Origin of the sequence: Planococcus soli (genome assembly GCF_016881065.1) — a bacterium.
In the GTDB taxonomy this organism is placed as follows: domain Bacteria; phylum Bacillota; class Bacilli; order Bacillales_A; family Planococcaceae; genus Planococcus; species Planococcus soli.
In genome coordinates this window covers 358,245-377,840 of record NZ_WXYN01000051.1, presented here as the reverse complement: position 1 = coordinate 377,840, position 19,596 = coordinate 358,245, and the positions used below count along the sequence as shown (strand labels likewise).

16 protein-coding genes are annotated in these 19,596 nt (G+C 46.7%); 1 reads left to right on the top strand and 15 read right to left on the bottom strand.

The features are described 5' to 3' along the window. Positions 1-8 precede the first annotated feature (8 nt). The 14 genes from GJB59_RS16575 to fadH form a co-directional block, all read right to left on the bottom strand. Complete coding sequence (locus tag GJB59_RS16575) at positions 9-2,582, bottom strand: VWA domain-containing protein (RefSeq protein WP_142826184.1); 2,574 nt, start codon at positions 2,580-2,582, stop codon at positions 9-11. After that, entirely contained in the window at positions 2,563-4,296 is a 1,734-nt protein-coding gene (locus tag GJB59_RS16570) for a vWA domain-containing protein (protein ID WP_142826183.1), read from the bottom strand. The genes GJB59_RS16575 and GJB59_RS16570 overlap by 20 nt, the downstream gene beginning before the upstream one ends. Positions 4,297-4,307: 11 nt before the next feature. After that, complete coding sequence (locus GJB59_RS16565; protein WP_142826182.1) at positions 4,308-5,168, bottom strand: DUF58 domain-containing protein; 861 nt, start codon at positions 5,166-5,168, stop codon at positions 4,308-4,310. Further along, positions 5,165-6,157: an AAA family ATPase gene (locus GJB59_RS16560; RefSeq protein ID WP_142826181.1), complete on the bottom strand. Its 993-nt coding sequence runs from the start codon at positions 6,155-6,157 to the stop codon at positions 5,165-5,167. Before GJB59_RS16560 ends, GJB59_RS16565 begins: the two co-directional genes overlap by 4 nt. 14 nt (positions 6,158-6,171) lie before the next feature. Then, entirely contained in the window at positions 6,172-7,581 is a 1,410-nt protein-coding gene (locus tag GJB59_RS16555) for a DUF8809 domain-containing protein (RefSeq protein WP_142826180.1), read from the bottom strand. Positions 7,582-7,593: 12 nt separating this feature from the next. Continuing rightward, positions 7,594-8,436, bottom strand: coding sequence for an ABC transporter permease (locus GJB59_RS16550; protein WP_142826179.1), 843 nt, complete (start codon positions 8,434-8,436; stop codon positions 7,594-7,596). Continuing rightward, a complete protein-coding gene (locus GJB59_RS16545; protein ID WP_142826178.1) occupies positions 8,433-9,368 on the bottom strand; it encodes an ABC transporter ATP-binding protein in 936 nt (311 codons plus the stop codon). Before GJB59_RS16545 ends, GJB59_RS16550 begins: the two co-directional genes overlap by 4 nt. Beyond that, positions 9,365-11,722 (bottom strand): DUF8725 domain-containing protein, encoded by a 2,358-nt coding sequence (locus GJB59_RS16540; RefSeq protein ID WP_142826177.1) that lies wholly within the window; start codon positions 11,720-11,722, stop codon positions 9,365-9,367. The genes GJB59_RS16545 and GJB59_RS16540 overlap by 4 nt, the downstream gene beginning before the upstream one ends. A 133-nt stretch (positions 11,723-11,855) precedes the next feature. Continuing rightward, on the bottom strand, positions 11,856-12,971 hold the full coding sequence (locus GJB59_RS16535; RefSeq protein WP_142826176.1) for an N-acetyldiaminopimelate deacetylase: 1,116 nt from the start codon (positions 12,969-12,971) through the stop codon (positions 11,856-11,858). 12 nt (positions 12,972-12,983) lie between these two features. Further along, positions 12,984-13,697, bottom strand: a complete 714-nt coding sequence (dapD, locus tag GJB59_RS16530) for a 2,3,4,5-tetrahydropyridine-2,6-dicarboxylate N-acetyltransferase (protein WP_142826175.1) — start codon at positions 13,695-13,697, stop codon at positions 12,984-12,986. A gap of 68 nt (positions 13,698-13,765) precedes the next feature. Next, positions 13,766-14,641 (bottom strand): transcriptional regulator CcpC, encoded by an 876-nt coding sequence (ccpC, locus tag GJB59_RS16525; protein ID WP_142826174.1) that lies wholly within the window; start codon positions 14,639-14,641, stop codon positions 13,766-13,768. After that, a complete protein-coding gene (locus tag GJB59_RS16520) occupies positions 14,631-16,109 on the bottom strand; it encodes an MDR family MFS transporter (protein WP_142826173.1) in 1,479 nt (492 codons plus the stop codon). The genes ccpC and GJB59_RS16520 overlap by 11 nt, the downstream gene beginning before the upstream one ends. 187 nt (positions 16,110-16,296) lie before the next feature. Next, on the bottom strand, positions 16,297-16,740 hold the full coding sequence (gene cbpB / locus GJB59_RS16515) for a cyclic-di-AMP-binding protein CbpB (protein ID WP_142826172.1): 444 nt from the start codon (positions 16,738-16,740) through the stop codon (positions 16,297-16,299). A gap of 103 nt (positions 16,741-16,843) precedes the next feature. After that, complete coding sequence (fadH, locus tag GJB59_RS16510; RefSeq protein WP_142826171.1) at positions 16,844-17,611, bottom strand: 2,4-dienoyl-CoA reductase; 768 nt, start codon at positions 17,609-17,611, stop codon at positions 16,844-16,846. Between the two features lie 231 nt (positions 17,612-17,842). On the opposite strand from fadH, the gene GJB59_RS16505 reads away from it, so the two are divergent. After that, positions 17,843-18,304 carry a YkyB family protein gene (locus GJB59_RS16505; protein ID WP_142826170.1) on the top strand — a complete coding sequence of 154 codons (462 nt, stop codon included), beginning with the start codon at positions 17,843-17,845 and terminating at the stop codon, positions 18,302-18,304. A 43-nt stretch (positions 18,305-18,347) separates the two neighbouring features. Here GJB59_RS16505 and GJB59_RS16500 read toward each other — a convergent pair whose 3' ends face one another. Beyond that, complete coding sequence (locus GJB59_RS16500) at positions 18,348-19,208, bottom strand: NAD(P)-dependent oxidoreductase (protein ID WP_142826169.1); 861 nt, start codon at positions 19,206-19,208, stop codon at positions 18,348-18,350. Between the last annotated feature and the right edge of the window lie 388 nt (positions 19,209-19,596).

Sequence of the window (19,596 nt, the reverse complement as noted above, 5' to 3'; positions counted from 1 at the left end):
AAAAAGAGTCAGCCTCTCTTTTTCGCTTTTATTAATTGATCGATTGCCGCAGGAGAAGAAGCTTCTTCTTTTGCGGCTTTTCTTTTTAATCCAGGCTTTAGAAGCCCGAACCGCCGAAGCGTAATGTCTGAGAAGAACAACACCATCGCCGCAAATAGCAGGAACAGTTGAATCGGACGACTGGTTCCACTGGTGAAGGGCATATCGCGGAAAGCTTCATCCATGGTGGTCAATACCTGTCCACCTGTCCGTTCAGCCAACGTTGTCAGTAGAGGCACATTTGTCTCTGCTGTTCGATATTCATCGCCATAAGGGATTGTCAGGCCGGTTTTATAGGCGGCTCCGTTTTCATTGGTGACACTGAAAAATACCAATCCCGAATCGGCATCCACTTTAACATCCACTTTGCCTGGTGCTACCGGCTCTGTTTGCAGCGGAAGCTCATTGCCTTGTTCATCGACTGCAGTCACGGTCAGTATGGCTGAGCTTTGTGTAGGATCTTCAACCGTGTAAACTCCTTGTTCTTTGCGGGTAACTGAGTAGGGAATTTCTTCAAACGCCGGCAGCAACTCGGCAACGCTGTGATTCCAAAAATCCGGCCACCTGTCCCAGTTCTGGAAATCTCCGCTCCATGCACCGCTTCCGGATGTATAAGCGACTGTTTTGCCCAGGCCATAATTCCAGCTGGCAAGCACTGGATCGCCTTCCTCGCTTTCCAACGCAACTGAAGCCGTGCTTTTTGCTGTTGTGGCAATATAGGCGTTTAGCTGAGGGACACCATCCCCAAATAATTCATTCCACTGGCTGTCATACACCACCGGATAAAAAGGTTCGTCCACAATAAAAGTACGGGACATCATGATTGTTTCCCGCGATAGGATCGCTGGAATCGTGGTGGCATCGGTCACATCGTAAAAACGGCCGCTTCCGGTATTGGCCAATTGTTCCAACAGATTCCGGTCGGCATCTTGGCCGATAGAGACAGTAGATAAGGTGATATTATTGTCTTTGCCTCCTTCGATCAACGCCCCATAATCATTGGAAGTTGCCGATTGGCCATCTGTCAGCAGGATGATGTGCTTTCGCTGCAACTCCAAATTTTCCAGTTCCATATAAGCTTGCTGCAAGGAGCTATAAATTTCGGTCCCGCCTCCTGGTGTGATGCCTAAAATTTTATCCACAGCATCCTGCGGATCGGTCACTTTGGCTGCAGAAAAAATTTCCCACGGATGATCATCAAAGGCAATGACGCCTAGTATATCATTCGGCCGAAGCAGTTCAACCGACCGGGCTGCCGCTTCTTTCGCCAATTCCATTTTCATGCCCATCATGCTTCCCGAACGGTCCATAACGATCATCAAACCGAGTGAAGGCAATTCGTGCTTGCCTTTGACTTCCATTTCGACCGGAAGCAGGCGCTCAATCGGCGTTTTGAAATAGCCGCCAAGACCGAAGCTCTGTTCACCGCCGACCATCATAAAACCAACACCAAATTGCTGAACGGCCTGTTCAATGATATTCATCTGCTGCTCTCCAACCGAAGTCCCAGAAACATTATCGAAAATAATGGAATCATAGCGAAGGATGCCGGACAAACTGCTCGGCAACTGGTCCGAGGACAACTCGGTCACACGCAAGTTGTTCCTATCCAGTAAATCCGGTATCGGACTTGGCTCTCCGCCGTTGACCACGAGTACTTCTGGATTCCCGGAAACTTCGGTGACGCTGACAAGTGAATTGTTTTCCAGAAAAGCGTCTTGGTCTGCCTCCAGACGCACTTCATATTTCAAAAGGCCTTCTGAGCTGGCGGGGTATGAATAATTAAAAACATTCTGCCCTTCTGATAAATCGATTTCTTTCGTATCCAAGTCACGGTCATTCATTGAAAAAACCAACTTTGCCTGGGCTACCGCATCGGAATCGACCGTGACAGAAAAGGATTGGGCTTCCCCTAAAAACGCACGCGAAGGTGTTTCAAAGCGGCTGACGGCTATATCGTTTTGCGCTGTTTGCTCGATCGGCCAGACATCCACTTGAAGCCGGTCGGATTCCAAGCGGTTTAAGCTTTCCAGAACGGAAGACTGCGTTTCATTGCCATCAGTCAGAATTACCACCCGCGTTGCCAGATCCGTGTCGCCGCTGTTTGAAGCAAGTTCCAAAGCACGGGCGATATTGGTGTGTCCATCTTGGCCGATTGCCAGATCGGCGGGCAAAACCTCAGACTCTGCAGTCAATGGCATGAGACTCAAAAAATCTTCAGCAAAAGTATACACGCCAACCGATTGATGATCTTTTTTGGCTGACAATGCCGTTTCTATAGCAGTTGCCATCTCCTTCTCCATTCCTTCAAGAGAAGCCGACCGGTCGAGCAGGAAAATGACTTGCTCTTCTTTCACAGGACGGAACAGAGAAGGTGCAGCTAACGCGAAAATCAGCAAAGCGACAGTCGCTATGCGAAGGATATAAACTACTTTCGCCAGTTTAGAACTGGTTGGGAAATTCTTTATGCCAAACCAGCCAAAATAACCGATTGCGGGGACTAACAGGAAAAGCCAGAGCGGTTCATCGAGTCGCAATTCCACGGCGGTATACCTCCCATTCCGCAATGACCAGCAGCAGGATCAACGCGATAATAAACGGCACAAATGAAAAACGGACCATATCTTGAGCTGTTTCTGCAGCTCCCATCGTGTATGATGAGCCTGCAGCCAACGTTTTTTCTTCGCTGGACAGCTGGACGATCAGGGTCTTAGTCTCTGCATCTCCGATCACCTCATAAACTCCAGGTTCGGTAGGCGCAATAAATGGACCACTACCTTCAATATAAGAATGGCTGTATGCGCCATCTTTAAAGATTTCCCACTCTCCGGTGTCGGAAGCCAGAGACACGGAGCGGTGTTCGTTCGGCTGGAAAAATCCCAGAAATTCCTCATCACCGGATAAGCTGTTCATGGCGCTCCATAGGAACAATGGGAATGCTGGAAAAAGTGGCCAATCGGTCGACTGAACATCTGCCAATACTACGATATCGCCTTTTGGAGACAATTGAATAAAAGGCTGTTCATTAATCGATGCGATGGTTTCATAGCCGTCAAAAGGCGGATACAGTTGGGAAACGTATACTTCTTCCAGTTCGGCATACGCAAATAACGGATGTTCCTGCGTTTCAATTTGCCCTGAAACTTCAACTGCCGTTTCATCATTGCGGCCGATCAACAGGATTGGAGCCGCTCCTTCCAATAGCTCGCTTTGATTGGTCACAACCGGCAATCCGAAGTCCGGCTGCAATTGGGCTGTTTCTGCCAGACGAACATCCAAATCGAGCGAACGAAAGCCGCTGGCAATCAATTCATGCAATGCTGAATCAATGACGACCTCATCTCCCGGAGGCGTTAAGTAAGCAGCCATTGTGTTATCAGCTGCATAATCGTCACGCACTTCTACAGTCGCCTGCCAGTTTTTTTCAGCCGGCAGTTCTTCAAAAGGTACCAGCAGTTCTTCAGCAGCTGCCAATTCTACCTCCACCGTTTTTTCCGTTGCACCAGCGGACAGCCGGACTAGAGCGGGCAATGCTTCATCGCTGCCATTGACCAGCTGAACAATACCACGGACACCGTCTTCCGTTTCGGAAAGACCAAACTGTTGGATGGAAACATTGCGGAGTGTATCAGAAACGCCATGAACTTGATAGCTTTTCCCAGTTTTATTGGCCAGCAGATCGCGGTCCAAGCTATCGGTAAAAATGTGGATGACTGTTGAATCGTTGGCCCCCAATGTATCTGCAAATAAAATCGTCTGTTCCATTTCAGCCTTTTCGTAGCGTACCGCCAATTGATCGACTGCCTGTTCAATCGCATCAAGATCCTGCTCATTGCGGACGACCACTTCCGGACTTGCACCTGTTGTGACAATAGTTACCGGTTTGCCGCCAGCTTGTGCCGCTAAACTTTTCATTTCCTGCTGGTGCTTTTCAAAATGAGACGGCGAACCGGCCAGCATCGTCGCTGAAGTATCCACGACAAAAATAAAATCATTGCCTGTCAGTGTTTCCGACTCACTAAACGGTCCAAGCAGTGCCAGTACGCAAAGCAGAAGCGCTGCCAATTGCAAGTAAAACAATAAATGATGCTGCAGTTTTTTCAAATACGGGGAAGCTTGCAGCTCCTTCATCCGTTCTTGCCAAAATAGCGTCGAGGATACGCGTTGGTCCCTGTATTTTTTTCTAAAGAAATAATAGAGGATCACAGCCAGCGGCATAACTGCTGTCCAGATCATTCCCCAATTCGACGCTCCCATGCCGCTTCACCTCATTTAATCCAATTTTTTCGCACCATCTGATGAAATAGCACTTGCTCAATTCCATCTTCCATGTGCACCGGCAAATAAGCAATGCCGTAGGTCCGGCAAAGCGACTCCAGCCCTTTGGCATGTAGTTCGCTTTGTTTCTGATACGAGTGCAGCGCCTCTTCCGTAACCGTGACATTCAATACTTGCTGTGTTTCGTCGTCTATAAAACGGAGGTCGCCTCTATAAGAGGGGGCACGCTCTTCTTCCGTACTGATGTGGATAAACCGGAGGTCATGTGCATATGCAGGTGCCTGTTTGAAAAAAACGTGCCAGTCTTCGAGCGGCTCCAATCCATCCGAAACGATGAAAAGCACCGTGGAATCTTTGGCTGCATAGAAGCTTGCCTGCTTGGCAAAAGAAAGATTTTTCGGGTCCGGCATCGAAGCCAGAAAATGCTCAAACAGTTTTTTGGCAGACTTCCCTTTTTTGCGAAAAGGCACAAGCTCTTTTTGTCCAGATGAGACCGTTAGGCGATCGTCACTCCCTAACACCATCAGCCCCAAGGAAAAGGCCAGCTGTTTGGCAAACAGCCATTTGCTGTCCATCGATTTTGAACTGTCGATCAGGAGGTGAACACGCATCTCCTGTTCATCCAAAAAGCGCTTAATATAAACACGTTCGGTTCGGGCATAAACGTTCCAGTCGATGTGGCGAACATCATCTCCGGGATGGTATTCGCGAAAATCAGAAAAATCCAATGAGTTGCCAAAACGCATCGACCGATGAGAGCCTTTGTGATGCCCCCTGATTTTCGCTTTGGTTCCAATGGCGTAGCGGCTGAGGCGTGAACCCCAATCAGCCGGCATGTTTAACAACGTCATTTCAAAACGCCTTTTCCAGCTGTGCTGAGCACCAAATCTATCAATTCATCCGCTTCTTTGCCTATTGCTTCAGCCTCGTAATTCAATAGGAGGCGATGCCGCAATACAGGCTTGGCTACATATTTCAAGTCGCCGATAGAAACATGGTAGCGGCCTTCCATCAATGCTCGCGCTTTTGCCAGACGAATCAAACTCTGCAGGCCACGCGGTCCACTGCCATACTGCACATACTGCTGAATGGATTCGTGCTCTGAATGTTCAGGATGAGTATTTTGAATAATATCGACAGCTACCATCAATATGTCATCTGCCAGCAAAACTTCTTTTACCATCTGCTGTGCTTCGATCAGACTGGCGGTATTCATCTTTTTGCCAAGGAGGACCGTATCAGCACCTGTTGTTCTTCGGCTGATTTCGGCAAGTTCATTGCGGCTTGGATAGGAAACCAGGATCTTGCATAGAAAGCGATCCATTTGCGCTTCCGGCAGCGGATAAGTTCCTTCCATTTCGATTGGATTTTGGGTGGCCAGTACAAAAAATGGCCGTGCCATCACTTTAGTGTCTCCCAGTATGGTCACCGTTTTTTCTCCCATTGCTTCCAGCAAGGCACTTTGGGTTTTAGGAGTCGCCCGGTTGATTTCATCAGCCAGCACCATTTGATGAAAAATTGGGCCTTCCCGAAATGTAAACTGCTGTCGCCCTTCTGCGTCCCGCTCGATCAAACTTGTCCCGGTAATATCCGATGGCATCAAATCAGGTGTAAACTGGATTCTTGAAAACGACAAATCGAGCACATCTGAAATAGTTCGAATCAACATGGTTTTGCCAAGCCCAGGAAGCCCTTCAAGCAGCGCATGGCCATCCGCCAAAATGGCGTACATGGAAAACTCAACTGCGCTTTCCTGTCCTACAATAAAACGTCCGATTTCTGATCTTACCTCCCCAAGCAGCTGGCTCATTTCTGTAAATTGGTCGGTTGTATACGTCATAAAACCCCTCTTTTCTATTCTTCGGTTTCGATATCCGTAAAGTATTGTTCTACAACGGTTTGCAAATCAGGCGGCAATTGCAGGCGGTCTGCGCTTGAAAAATAAGATGCTGAATACTCACCCACTACGTCGGCGTATGGTTGCACGCTGCCTGCAGTTGCCGCAACAGGCCCTTCTTGCTCCCCTGCGGCTTGACCTTCTCCAATTTCTCCGTTATCAACTGCAGTATCGCCTTCTCCGCCGATGCGAGAAGGCACAGTCAACAAATCGCGGCTGCCTTGGCCCTGGCCAGCTCCTTGTCCTTGACCCTGCCCTTGTCCTTGTCCTTGACCCTGCCCTTGTCCTTGTCCTTGTCCTTGTCCTTGTCCTTGACCCTGACCTTGTCCTTCTCCTTGACCCTGGCCCTGTCCTTGCCCCTCATTTTCGCCTTGCCCCTCAGCTTCCCCTTGGCCGTTTTCTGGCTCTCCAGCTTCTCCTGCACCTTCTCCATTGCCAGATCCCTGACCATCAGTATTGGACTCACTACCTTCACTGGAAGATTCCCCGGCAGCAGAACCGCTTGGGTTTTCCTCACCAGATTGCCCACGATTTGCAATGGTCTGCTGCAAGGGAAATGCTACCGGTTTGCCCATGTTGCTTAAAGCGGTTTGGGTTTTTCCTGCCTGCTCAGCCAATCTGTCGGAAACTTCTTCGAGATCCTCAGAAACAGCTTCAGCTTCTGCAGTTTGTCCTTCCGCCAGCTGACGTTTTTTCAAATCAAGCTCTTTTTGTTTTTTGACAAGCTCTTTCAATACGGCTTCCGGATCTTCTATATTTTCAATTGCCGCTCTCAATGCTTCCATTTCTTTTTTTACGGCTTCCGTTTCTGCCTGCTTTTCTATGTCATCAATTTCTTTTTTGATGTCTTGTACCAGTTCCAACTCTTCTTCAACATCATTGGCCTGATTTTGCAGATTGCTTGGAAAAACTAACAGAAGCATCATCAGTGCGCCGCTTGCTAATGTCCCAATCAACCATTTTGGCCGAAGCCAAGCCTTACGTTCTTGACGAAACAGCTGGTAGCTAAAAGGAACAGTTGCTGCAGTTTTGTTCGTTAACATTTCTGCCAGCGCATTTTTTTCGTTCAGCTTCCATACGGTCAGCAACTGATTGTGCGGTGTGAAACGGTCCAACTCTTGGACTGCCTGTTTGGTACTCGGCAAATCTTTCATCGTCAACAAGCCCCAACTTGCGATAGCGGCAACTCCCGCTGCATATGCATAAAATTCATAATAAGGAAGCACAAACAACCGCGATACCAGAAGCAAACCAGCTGCTGAAGCAAATCCTGCAAACAAGGCGGACTGAAAGCTGCGGCTAAAACGAAGCATTCGCAACAGCCTGGCTGTCTTTTTGACATACTTTTGGATATCGCGGTTGGTCATGAAATTCCCTCCTTATTTGTATTTATTCATATTGACTCGAAGCTTTTTGACTGCCAGAAAAATACTGGCAACGGTTAGCAAGCTGTAAAAAATCACGTACCCGATCCACAGCGGAATCGATATCATAGTTACAGCTTGCAACTGATCTTCCATAGGTGGTTGCAGCAAAGTTAACAACACTGCCGGCGGGTTAATGGAAGCCCAGAAATGAGCCAAGGGTGACATGCTCGGCGCCCCCGAACCCATCTGTGAAACTTGCACCGAGATCAACAAGAAAAACGCTGTGACACCTGCGATGAAAATCATGGCGCCATAGGTTGCAATGATGGCAACGATGGTCTTTCGGATCAATGTCGAAAACATCACACCGATGCTGGCAATGGCCAGCAAGGTCAGCAAATAAAACAGGAAGATGTAAAATAACTGGCTGGGTGAAACCCCACCGTACAAAAATACCAAACTGTAAATCGGCAATCCGGAAACAATCATCAGCAATAGAAAAGCGATGGATGACGTCATTTTCCCGAAAATAATTTGGAAAGAAGTTTGTGAGGTGGTCAGCAAAATATTCAAGGTTTGTTTTTCCCGCTCAGAACTGATGGTTCCTGCCGTTAATGCAGGCGTGATGAACAAAATCAAGCCCAATTGAATATAGGTCATGATGCTAAACAGCATAAAACTTTCATCTGGCCTGAAAAACCCATTCCCCGTCAGGGATGTAGCCAGAAAGATAAAACCAAAAACGAAAATGCTCATGGCGATCAAGTAAAACAGGATGCCCGTAAAGCTTTTCAGGTTGCGGAAACGCAATTTAAGTTCTTTGATCAGCACAGGATTGGTAAGGAGGGTTTTCATCCGATTTCCACTCCTTTTGTAATTGCCATAAAGACATCTTCCAAATCTGTTTCTTCTTCTGAAAAAGACAGGATCGGCAAGTTCTGTGCTATTGCCTGCTGCAGCAAACGCAATTGATCTTGTTCGGTTCCCCGATAGAAAAACTGAATAGTATTTTTATCCTGCTGTTCTTCGATTTGAGAAACAAAAGGATCCATTTCGAAAAATGGCACGACCGAATGAGTATCGCCCATTACTTTGACACGAAGCACTTTTTCGCTTTGCAGTTGAGCTTGTATCGCGTGTACAGAGCCCTGTGCAATCAACTTTCCATTATCGATGACTCCGATGCTGTCGCACATTTCGGCAAGTTCCGGCAAAATATGCGATGAAATCAAAATGGTTTTGCCCATTGCTTTTAGCTCTCTCAAAATATCCCGCATTTCAACGCGTGCACGCGGGTCAAGTCCAGAAGCCGGTTCATCCAAAATCAGAATTTTGGGGTCATGAATCAATGCGCGCGCTAAACATAGCCGTTGTTTCATCCCGCGTGACAATAAATCCACATAGTCATAGCGTTTGTTCTCTAAATTGACCAGTTCCAGCAGTTTTGGAATCAGCACCGCACGCTCTTTCGGTTTGATGCCATAGCTCGCTCCGTAAAAATCCAAGTACTCATCTGTTTTCAGCTGATCGTAGACACCGAAGAAATCCGGTACATAGCCAATTTGCCTGCGCACTTCCTGTGGATTTTTGGTGACACTTATGCCATTGATAAATGCATCGCCGGCAGTCGGCTGAAGAAGGGTTGCCAGTATCGAAAAGGTCGTTGATTTCCCCGCGCCGTTTGCACCGACAAAGCCAAAGACGGTGCTGTCATCCACAACCAGATTCAAATCTTGAAGCGCATAAAACGAACCGTATTTTTTGGTCAATCCAATTGTTTCAATCACGGGGCAATCACTCCTTTCAATTTAACTTTTGGCACAACCACTTCAGCAGTTGTTGATCCGTCAGCCATTTTCAGCTTTAGCTGGATGTCCCCATCCTCTCCTATATAGTTTGTTGCATTGTCGGTGAACGTTTGATTGAATTGGTCGATGTCTTCGTAGTCTCCATTTTCATGATTTAGCATACTGACTGTCAGCCCCTGATTTGAAATGGCGATTGATAATTCATTCCATTGAGTCTTTTCCAATTCAATGTCTTCCGGTAAAGTATATATCAGGTCATAGTCTCCAGCTTCCAAATAAAACAAATAAGGATCGTTTGAAACATTATCGAAAAAGGCATTCGTACTGGCTCCAGCAAGTTCCATGCCAAAGGCATCCGCATTCAAGCTGATATCTCCACTCAAAGACAATTCCGGTTTAAAGCTTTGTGCAAGCAAATGAATAGAGTCTACTGAGGCTCGCTGATTTTCCAGACTGATCGGCACGATGGCATCCTGCGTATAAGCAATGACATATGGGCTTTTACCATTTTGCGACATTTGTTCGAAAGAGGTGGAAAGCAGCGCTTGGCGTCGTGCTGTTTCCAACTCTTCCAAATCAGCGATCGGCTGGTAACTATAGGATTGCCCGATAGCTGCCGCAGGTGAAAGAATATCCGACTGAATGGTTTCATCAACTGCCAGCTCTTCCCCCGGATTCAAGTCGCCCATATCCAGTAAGCGGGTACCCGTCCAAATTGATACGTTTTCCACTCCGAATGGGAAATTATTAAGAATCGTGCCAATCACTTTATTATCCGCTACTTCCAACTCAATACCGAAGTTTCCACTGTTTTCGATATAGGACTGTCCCATGATCGATTCGACAGACCAATACCGCATATCCCGAACTGTCATTTGATTGCTGGTTGCGCCTTTTTCCATCATGGCCGATAGATACGGCTGGGTCTCGGAAAATTCACTGGCCATTCGGTAGGTCATCGTTGTGGTGGAAGGAGCTGTGAATTGATAATCCCCTCCTCGATTTGATAGCAATGAATTGACATAATAGCCATTCAATCCGTTATCGGCATCCACTTCAAAAAAACCAGTTTGCTGTATTTGCGGGTTGCCGATTCGGTCTTGGGCTCCATACGCGAAAAGTCCCAGCGAAGTCAACAAAGCAACTGCCGGAATGATGAACCAGGCAAATTCCCGCTTGTCCTTTTTCTTTAACACAATATAAAGAACCGGAACAATCAACAGAATATACAGGAGAATAATGGCAATGATAAACGGTTTTGAAACAGCAAAGCTGTCAAACAATTCGTTAACATCTCCAACTTCATACGTCATATAATCAAGAATTGACTGGCCACCCATCGAATTATAATTGGTTGCTGGGGCCGGGAAGTAATTTGACATCATTTGGCTATAGCCTTTTTGTGCCGACACAGGTTCATCTCCCAGAGAGAAACTCATCTGTGTCACATTCCCAGAACCTACAGACTGTGTGGCTGCTAATATTTGGCCGTCGTTTTGCAGCTTGACTGCCGTCCCTTCTTTAGCTGTTGCTTGGAAAGCCGGCACTGGATTTTCAAGCCCTGAAACCGAAACATTGATTTCATCCCCCAGCGTTAATGGCAGGTATTCGCTTAAGTTGCCAAGCTCTGCTTCCAAATTGCTGGTCGAACCCGTAACGACATGGCCACCTTGCTGAACCCATTGCAAAATGGCTTGTTGAGTCGGCTCTGGCAAATCGCTATAAGAAAACTCGTCAATGACCAAGTAGTCAATCATACTCCAAGCCTGCGCTTCCATCGGCAAAGAAAAGTTTGGCAGTTGATTCAGGTGGATCACTTCCACCCCTTCACCGGATGGTACAGCAAGCTGATTTAATGGCTGCAAGCGGTCCTGGTTATCGGTCAAAGTGGCAACAAACATTGTCCCTGGCGAATAGTAACTGGGCTGTATCGTTTTTTTGCCTTTGAAAGCAATTGATTCTCCTTCTTCCCAGCCGCCTTCAAACAGAAAAATGCTTTGGTCATTAGGTCCACCTGTATAATTCATATCTGATAAACCCGAGGACGCGATGTGCAGCGTCTTGCTTTCGCCTTCAGCGAGTTCAATCGGCATAGCCATACCGGCTCCAAGATTATAGGTTTCCGAGTAACTGATTACCAAGTCCCCTGAGAACGCAGAGCCTTCATTGGTAACTGTAAATTGAAGAGGCAAACCCTTTTCATACTTGATCTTATTTTGAAACCCGGCACTAGAATCCACTGTAATTTGTGGTGCCGCCAACGATACCTGCGGCACGATAAATAAACTAATAAACAATGCAAAAGCAAAAAATGCCAGCAAGCGTTTATGCATGATGATCCCCCTTTTACTCGTCTCTTTATTAGTACGCTGGCAATAAAAAATAGTTCCATGTTCTTATAAGAAAAGGAACAGCTAAACCACTTTTTTTCCAGAAAAAAGAACAGGCAGCCGATGCTGCCTGTTCTTATAGTTTTAAAAAGAAACTGTGGATCAATTCCGGCATAAAGCTGAGAACTTCTTCATCCGGCTCCAGCTTTGCGTGGTGCAAGCCGTGGGGTGAGGAAACACCTGCCCAGAACATCAGCCCAGGGATTTGCTCGGTAAAGTAGCCGAAATCTTCGCCTGTCATGGCTGCCTCACTGCGAATTGCTGTTATGCCTTCCGCTTTGCCAGCATACTGGAGGAACTTTTCCGCCAGCGCCTCATCATTAGTCACTTGCAAATAACCTGAACCGTAATCGATGCTTACCCGGCAATTGTAAGCACTCTCGACCGCCCGGCAGAAACCTTCAATCCGCTGCTTCATGTGAATCATGGATTCACTGTTCAAGGTACGGATTGTTCCTTCCAACCGCGCGTGCTCAGCGATAACGTTCTGAACCGTTCCGGCACTCATCTTACCGATTGTCAATACCGCGGAGTCCATCGGATTGACATTGCGGCTTACGATGGTCTGCAGTTGCATCAACAAAGAAGCAGCTGCAATTGCCATGTCTTCCGTTAGATGCGGAAAAGCCGCGTGGCCGCCTTTGCCGTGAAGATCAATAAACAGCTCCGACGTATTGGCGAACAACAACCCCGGCCGTGTGCCAACTGTACCGACCGGAAGTTCCGGCGCAATGTGCAGCGCACAAATCACGTCCGGCAGAAAGTCCGGTTTATCATTTTTCAGCCATTCACGGAATGGCAATGCTCCTCCAGGCCCTTCTTCTGCAGGCTGGAACAAAATCACCACATCGTCTTCTATTGGACGATCAATGAGTTTTTGCAGCAGTCCAAGTGCAATCGCCATGTGAATATCATGTCCGCATGCGTGCATAAATCCTGGATGAACAGATTGAAATGGCAAGCCTGTTTCTTCAGTAATCGGCAAGGCATCAATGTCCGTTCGCCAGCCAATCCGCTTTCTTGGATTGGTGCCAGGCACTTTAACCGCGATGCCGGTCCGCCATTCCACCACTTCCAGCCGTTCTTGCGGCAACTGGGAGATCGTTTTCAATAGATAAGCTTGTGTTTTAAGTTCCTGAAAACCAATTTCCGGAATTTGGTGCAGATCTCTTCTGATTTTCACTAAATCCATTGGATTCACTGATTAAAGCTGTCTAAGTTCTTGTTTGATTTCTGTTTTTGCACGTGTTTTTGCATCCATCAATTTCAATACGCGTGCTGGTGTGCCGCCTACAACTGAGTTTTCAGGAACATCTTCGATAACGATTGCTCCTGCTGCGACTACTGCACCTTTACCGACGCGAACGCCTTCAAGAACCACAGCATTCGCACCGATCAAAACATCGTCTTCAATGATGACTGGAGTTGCAGAAGCTGGCTCGATAACGCCAGCCAAAACCGCGCCCGCTCCAATATGGCAGTTTTTGCCGACTGTTGCGCGGCCGCCCATGATGACGCCCATGTCGATCATTGTTCCATCACCGATGACAGAACCGATATTGATGACAGCGCCCATCATGATGATGCAATTATTGCCAATTTCCACGTTTTCGCGGATAAACGCACCGGGTTCGATACGGCTGTTGATGTTTTTCATGTCAAGCAATGGAATCGCTGAATTTCTGCGGTCATTTTCCACAACCGAATCTTCGATAACTGCCGCATTCGCTTCCAGCGCCTTCTGAATATCTGTCCATTCGCCGAACACAGTGACTGAACTGCCTTCTCCGAATACTTTGGAGTCTGTGCCGTAATCCAAATCAGCAACTCCTTGGCCTTTTATGTACGCTTTTACGGGTGTCGCCTTTTTTGCGTTCTGTATGTACGAGATTATTTCGTTTGCATCCATCTGTTTCATCAATAAAAACCTCTTTCCATTAAGTGATGTTGTTATTATATCTGATTTAGCATAAAAATTCATCCGCTTCACCTTAATAAAGCGGCATGTTTTTCGACTATATCGACAAATGCCTCAACCTGGCGCAGCTGGAAAGCGGATTCGTAGCCGATGAGCCACGTATCCCGCGTCAATTCCAACTCCTCCTTATTGTTTGTCAGTGGCATCATATGCACTTCTTCTGTACCGGTGAGTGTAATCGAAGGCAGTATGGCATAGCCGATGCCGTTGACTGCCATCTGCTTGCAGGTTTCAATCTGGTCTACCGTTATTTGCCTTTTCGGATTGGAAGCAAAATGTTTTTGCCACCATTGCTGGATTTCCTCGTAATAGTTCGAGTCGCTTTTAAACTGGATAAACGGGCGTTCAGTTTGAAGAAGTTCCTCGAGCGAACGGATTTCCTTGTCGACCAAATACAAGGTATCTTTGAATAAATGCAGCTTCGGCCCTTTCCAATCCGTATGGCCGCGCACGATTCCGATATGCGCTTCACCGTCATAAAGCGAACGGACAATTTCAGAGCTCCATCCAGTGATCAGCTGAATTTTTGCTTCCGGATAAAGTGTCACAAAATCCTTTAGTACTTTCGGCAGCCAGTTTTGGCCGATGATCGTCGCGCATGCAATTTTCAGTGTGCCATGCACTTTTGAAGTCAACGTATGCAGCACTTCAAAAACCTCTTCTTTCCGCAGAATGGTTTCATTGGCATATTGGATAACCAACTCTCCGGCCGGTGTTGGCGAAAGCCCTTTTTGCGAACGAATGAACAATTGCTGGCCCCAATCCTTTTCGATAGACTGCAGCCGCTGCGATAAAGCGGGCTGCGACAAAAATAGCCGCTCTGCCGCTTTTCTCATATTGCCTTCTTCGGCCAGCACTTTAATGATCAATTCTTCATTTGACATCGCTTTTCACTCCTTTAGGGCCGCGCAGCCCGAAGATCAGGATAAAACTGACGAGTGCGAAAGATGCTGTGACCAGGTAGACATTATGAAGCGCACCGGCCAACGCCAGCTGAAGAAACTCCAATGCCTCGGCTGATATGCCTGCACGGCTGTCGGCACTCAGCAAATCATTGATTGAGCTTAAAGAATAATTTTCACCATTGTCAGCAAAGGAGCGCAGCAAGGAGCTGTTCAAGATGCTGCCAAGCAAAGCAACGCCAATCGTGCTGCCCAAGTTTCGCATAAACATATTCGAAGCGGTAGCCGAACCGCGCTGTTCATAGGAAACCGCTGCCTGAATCGAAACAATAAAGGCAGTGCTGGTCAAGCCCATTCCAAGACCCACAAAAAAGCTTGACATCGCTGCCCACAAAGGACCAAATCCAGGCTGCATCAAGACAAACAGCAAGGTTCCGATGACGAGAAAAGCACCGCCCGCTAATGACGTTCTGAAATAGCCAATTTTTAGCAGCAGCCGTCCGGAGAAAAAGGAAGCCAATGGCCAACCGATAGACATGGCCGTCAAGGTAAAGCCCGCAATGGCTGCTGGCTGCTCCATTACACCGGTCACATAAGTGGGCAAATAGCTGGAGATGCTGATCAAAATGACGCCGGTCGCCAAGGAAACCAGATTGGCATAGAGGATGGTTTTATTCCGCCAAATCTCAAAAGGCATCATTGGGTCGACCGCCTTCTGTTCCGCCCAAATGAACAACACAAAAAACAGTACGCTGGCTGACAGCAAAATCAGCGATTGCCTGGATAGCCAGTCAAACGACACGCCGCCTTCCACCAATAAATACAGCATGCTTGACAAGGCCGCTGTCAGCAACGCTGCCCCTTTATAATCGATTACCGGTTTTTTTGTGTTCACCGGCTCTTTCAAATAAAGAAGCACACCAAGCAGGGACAAAATGCCAAGAGGCAGGTTGATCCAAAATACATATTCCCAGCCAATGGTTGCAACGAGGATCCCGCCGATTGCAGGTCCGGTAACAGCAGAAATTCCCCAGACACTTGATAAATATCCTTGAATTTTCGCGCGTTCCTCACTCGAATATATGTCTCCGACGATTGTGGTCGCAATCGGCATGACTGCGCCGGCTCCCATTCCCTGAACAAACCGGTAAAAAATCAATTCTTCCATTGAACCGGCAAAACCGCATAACAAGGAGCCGAACAAAAACAGCAGCATCCCTACTGCAAATATGCGCTTTCGGCCAAATATATCGGACAGCTTGCCGTACAGCAAGACCGTCACAGTGCTCATCAGCAAATAAGCCGAAAATACCCAGCTATATTTCGAAAACCCGCCAAGTTCAGACGCTATGCTCGGCATGGCAGTCGATACGATGGTCGCCTCGACCGCACTGACGAACATTGCCAGCATCACAGCTGCCAAAACAAGCGGCCTTTTTGTTTTATCCATTAACCAAACCTCTTTTCACCTGACAATAAACGCGAAAACGCCTTTCAGGTACGGCAGACATAGCCAGAACGGCTTATGCTCCTGTCACCTTGGCGCTGAAATCTAAAAAATATGTAGAACAGCAATCATATGCTTTTTTAAGCATAAAAAAGGCCTCTGGGATGAGACCTTTTTTTATGTTGCCTGTTTATCTTTTTAATTGATAAATTTGTTTTTTCAGCTGTTTTAATACAACCCGCCGCGTCAAAATTCCCATAAACATTTCTTCGTCATCTATCACACAGAGAAAATTTTGGTTGATAACCATGTCCAATGCTTTTTGAAAACGTTCGTTAATGTGGATCAAAGGCAGATCTGTTTCCATGATATCTTCCACGCGGATATCAGAAAGCCGCTCGTATTCTATATGATCCATTCCGAGAATTGCATCAGTAATCCGTTGTGCATTGATCAAGCCGCGAAAGCGGTATTTCAAATCCAAAACCGGAATGGCTGAGTAGCCCGTCTTTGTCAATACGAGCAACGCATGTTCAGCACTGTTGCCCATTTGAACATGCGCAACTTTCTCGGAAGAAATGATATAGTCTTCGATTGGTGTATCCAGAAAATCTCTGCTTGGTAATGAAATCATGTACTCTACTCCTTTTGCATCGCCTATGTTAGATGCCATCCATTCAACCATTATCATAACACATCAACATTCTTGAAACTATTTAATTGGTGCAAAAAATGCCTTAAAAAGGGAATTTGTTCAGCCATTGGCCGCCGTCCAAAGTGACGATTTCTCCGTTCATATAAGAAGCTTTTTCCGACATGATAAAGGCTGCAAGCTCCGCCACTTCCTCTGGTTTCCCAAGTCTGCCAAGGGGAATCGACTCTAAAGTCCGTTTCGCTGCTTTCTCCGATTCCCACAGCTTGTCTGCTCCGCCCGTCCGCTCGATCGGACCTGGTGCAATGCCGTTGACCCGGATGCCAAACTGCGTGCCCCATTCAACCGCGAGCGTCCGGGTCAAGGACATAACGCCTGCTTTAGCTGCGGCTGAATGTGCAACTCCAGCTCCCGCATTCCAGGCGTAGGTGGCAAGCATATTCAGGATATTGCCTTTCTTACCGTTTTCAATCCAATAGTTGCCAACTGCGTGAGAACAGAAAAAAGTACCGTTCAAAACAATGTCAATTACTGACTTCCAGCCGTTGGGCGATAACTTTTCTGCGTGGACAATGAAATTTCCAGCGGCATTGTTGACCAGTCCATCCACTCTCCCAAACTTTTCGTGAGCGAATTGCACCATGGCTTTGGCATGTTCAGGTTCCCGCACATCCATTTGAAACACTTCAACTGATCCCCGGCTTCCTGTAATCGCTTTCACAGCTTCGTTCAGCTTGTCCATATCACGTCCTGTGATAACGACATTCGCGCCTTCTGAAGCGAACTTCTTGGCCATATGCAACCCCATGCCGCTCGAGCCGCCTGTAACAATAATCGTTTGATCCGTAAACATGCAAACATCCCCTTAAGATTAGATTACGTACATAAAACGAAATTTTTTCATTTGCCGTCGGTTCAGTGGACGGCAACTAACTATACATAGTTCCACTTTACTAAAATTAAGTTCTACAGCGCAGTTGGATTCTCTTTTTTGTGCGTATGTCTCCTTCAGTATACAGTGGCTGGAAATTTTGATATGATGGACTCGAAACTACCTATTAGTTTGGATGAAAGGAATGAGTTCATGACAGTTGCCAAGTCAGATTCAGATATCGCTCAAGCCATTTTTACGGTTAACCGGCACGCAAAAACTGCTCCCGACAATCATTATTTGTATGCGTTGAAAAAAGAAGCACTCAATCTTATGATTGAAAAAAAGCGCGCTGCAAAAATCGGTTTGCACTTCAGTAAAAACCCTCAGAAAAGCCAACAACAATCTTCCGTCCTCGTAAAATGCGGCAATTACTATTTTCATATGCTCCCGAAAAAAGAAGATTTTTCTTCACTCGAGCATCTTGGCCATTTGGATGATACGTACCGCAATCCGCCAAGCCGAATGAACTTGAAAGTAGCAAAAGAAATTTTGCGGACTTTGACCGGATTGGAGCCGCAGAAAAAAGAAGCGGCTGTCTCCAATTTCACCAAGACCTACCAGCCTCGGCAATTAGACCGATTTTATTCGCCTAAAAAATCTTATTTTGATTGATGCTGCCGATCAGCCGGAAACCTTTACAGGTTTCCGGTTTTTCTTATGCCTCGTATTGACGAATCAAAGTTTGGGTTCCGTTATCTTCATACCCCTTACCCGCCAACTCTTCGTACATGCTAAGCGACAACCGAAGCCCAGGCAAATTCAATCCCCAGTTTTCCGCTTCCTCAGCAGCAATCTTCATGTCTTTGATAAAATGCTTAATGTAAAAGCCTGGACGAAAATCTTCATTGATCATTTTTGGCGCCAAATTCGACAGTGACCATGACCCAGCTGCTCCAGAAGAAATAGACCGCAAGACGCGCTCGGGATCAAGACCTGCTTTTTTGGCATAAATCAAGGATTCGCAAACCCCCATCATATTATTCGCAATGTTAATTTGGTTGCACATTTTAGTATGCTGCCCAGAGCCTGCAGGACCCTGGAAGACAATGTTTTCCCCGAACAAGTTAAGCAAAGAAGAAACTTGTTTAAAGATATCTTTTTCACCGCCAACCATTATCGACAAAACAGCGTTTTTCGCGCCCACATCCCCGCCGGATACTGGAGCATCCAAAGCATGCAGTCCTTTTTCAGCAGCCGCTTCAAAAATTCGCTGCGCCAATTGCGGCTTGGAAGTTGTCATGTCGACCAGAACTGCACCGGCCTTCGCATGTTCCAGGATGCCTTTGTCACCAAAATAGATTTCTTCAACGTCTGAAGGATAGCCGACCATTGTGAAAATGACTTCACTGTTTTCGGCCACCTGCTGAGGTGATTCTACCAGCACTGCACCTGCTTCAACCAGGTTCTCCGCTTTTTTAGCCGTTCGTGTATAGATGGAAACCTCATGCTGATGGTCCAGTAAATGTTTGACCAGGCTGTTGCCCATAACTCCAGTACCAATAAATCCGAGCTTCATATGTATTTCCTCCTTTTGTATATATCTTCAGTTTAGCAAAAATCTTCAGGATATTCACTCTTGTAAAAAAATAACTATACATATCGAACTCATAAACTTTTATTGCTGACAACTTGCATTGCAGCAGCTATATTTGTTCAACTAATGATTTTGCCTTCTGATTTTCTCCATATCTTTTATGAATGCGGCAGGAAACTTAAACTTGCCTTCAATCTAATCCATCCCTTGGCGTAGATGCGCCCAGGGGCAATGTATGGAGCTCATATAATATTCAACCGTCTGCGTTCTCTTTAACCTCTAAAAAACAAAAAAAAGAAGCCGACCCGTATAACGGACCGACCACAAAAGGGGGAAATGAGAATGTTGCTGTGTTCAAGTATATTATCCC

Coding starts and splice junctions, on each gene's coding strand:
- dapD (WP_142826175.1), bottom strand. CDS start 13,697: ATGAAACAGATGGATGCAAACGAAATAATCTCGTACATACAGAACGCA.
- GJB59_RS16550 (WP_142826179.1), bottom strand. CDS start 8,436: ATGAAAACCCTCCTTACCAATCCTGTGCTGATCAAAGAACTTAAATTG.
- fadH (WP_142826171.1), bottom strand. CDS start 17,611: ATGTTTACGGATCAAACGATTATTGTTACAGGCGGCTCGAGCGGCATG.
- GJB59_RS16535 (WP_142826176.1), bottom strand. CDS start 12,971: ATGGATTTAGTGAAAATCAGAAGAGATCTGCACCAAATTCCGGAAATT.
- ccpC (WP_142826174.1), bottom strand. CDS start 14,641: ATGTCAAATGAAGAATTGATCATTAAAGTGCTGGCCGAAGAAGGCAAT.
- GJB59_RS16570 (WP_142826183.1), bottom strand. CDS start 4,296: ATGGGAGCGTCGAATTGGGGAATGATCTGGACAGCAGTTATGCCGCTG.
- cbpB (WP_142826172.1), bottom strand. CDS start 16,740: ATGATTTCATTACCAAGCAGAGATTTTCTGGATACACCAATCGAAGAC.
- GJB59_RS16555 (WP_142826180.1), bottom strand. CDS start 7,581: ATGACCAACCGCGATATCCAAAAGTATGTCAAAAAGACAGCCAGGCTG.
- GJB59_RS16565 (WP_142826182.1), bottom strand. CDS start 5,168: ATGACGTTGTTAAACATGCCGGCTGATTGGGGTTCACGCCTCAGCCGC.
- GJB59_RS16520 (WP_142826173.1), bottom strand. CDS start 16,109: ATGGATAAAACAAAAAGGCCGCTTGTTTTGGCAGCTGTGATGCTGGCA.
- GJB59_RS16540 (WP_142826177.1), bottom strand. CDS start 11,722: ATGCATAAACGCTTGCTGGCATTTTTTGCTTTTGCATTGTTTATTAGT.
- GJB59_RS16500 (WP_142826169.1), bottom strand. CDS start 19,208: ATGAAGCTCGGATTTATTGGTACTGGAGTTATGGGCAACAGCCTGGTC.
- GJB59_RS16560 (WP_142826181.1), bottom strand. CDS start 6,157: ATGACGTATACAACCGACCAATTTACAGAAATGAGCCAGCTGCTTGGG.
- GJB59_RS16505 (WP_142826170.1), top strand. CDS start 17,843: ATGACAGTTGCCAAGTCAGATTCAGATATCGCTCAAGCCATTTTTACG.